This window comes from Phocaeicola sp. RTP21198st1_B8_RTP21198_201120, from assembly GCF_040929485.1.
Classification (GTDB): domain Bacteria; phylum Bacteroidota; class Bacteroidia; order Bacteroidales; family Bacteroidaceae; genus Phocaeicola; species Phocaeicola dorei.
Window position 1 is genome coordinate 311 of the sequence record NZ_JBCOCI010000357.1, and the last position, 832, is coordinate 1,142.

General features: G+C 45.0%; 1 pseudogene. It reads left to right on the forward strand.

Annotation, left to right across the window (positions count from 1 at the left end):
• Positions 1–832: pseudogene (locus AB5935_RS26265) on the forward strand (DNA-directed RNA polymerase subunit beta'); the annotation flags it as partial.

Here is an 832-nt window from a genome sequence, read left to right on the forward strand (position 1 = left end):
GTTCAGAAGGGTGAAGCTGTCGGTGTAATCGCTGCTCAGTCTATCGGTGAGCCGGGTACACAGTTGACATTGCGTACATTCCACGCCGGTGGTACTGCTGCAAATATTGCAGCTAACGCCAGTATCGTTGCTAAAAATAATGCACGTCTTGAATTTGAAGAGTTGCGTACAGTAGATATCGTTGACGAGATGGGTGAATCTGCAAAAGTGGTAGTAGGTCGTTTGGCCGAAGTACGTTTTGTGGATGTGAATACCGGTATCGTTCTTTCTACTCATAACGTACCTTATGGTTCAACACTGTATGTAAGCGACGGCGATTTGGTAGAAAAAGGCAAACTGATTGCTAAGTGGGACCCGTTCAATGCTGTTATTATCACAGAAGCAACCGGTAAGATCGAATTTGAGGGCGTGATTGAAAACGTTACTTATAAGGTTGAATCGGATGAAGCAACAGGGCTTCGTGAAATTATTATTATTGAATCCAAGGATAAAACCAAAGTTCCTACCGCTCATATCTTAACAGAGGACGGTGATTTGATCCGTACTTATAACTTACCGGTAGGTGGTCACGTTATCATCGAGAACGGTCAGAAGGTAAAAGCCGGTGAAGTAATCGTGAAGATTCCGCGTGCCGTAGGTAAGGCGGGTGATATCACGGGTGGTCTTCCTCGTGTTACTGAATTGTTTGAAGCTCGTAACCCGTCAAATCCGGCTGTCGTTTCTGAAATCGACGGTGAGGTGACAATGGGTAAGATCAAACGTGGTAACCGTGAAATCATCGTAACTTCCAAGACAGGTGAGGTTAAGAAGTATCTGGTTGCACTGTCTAAGC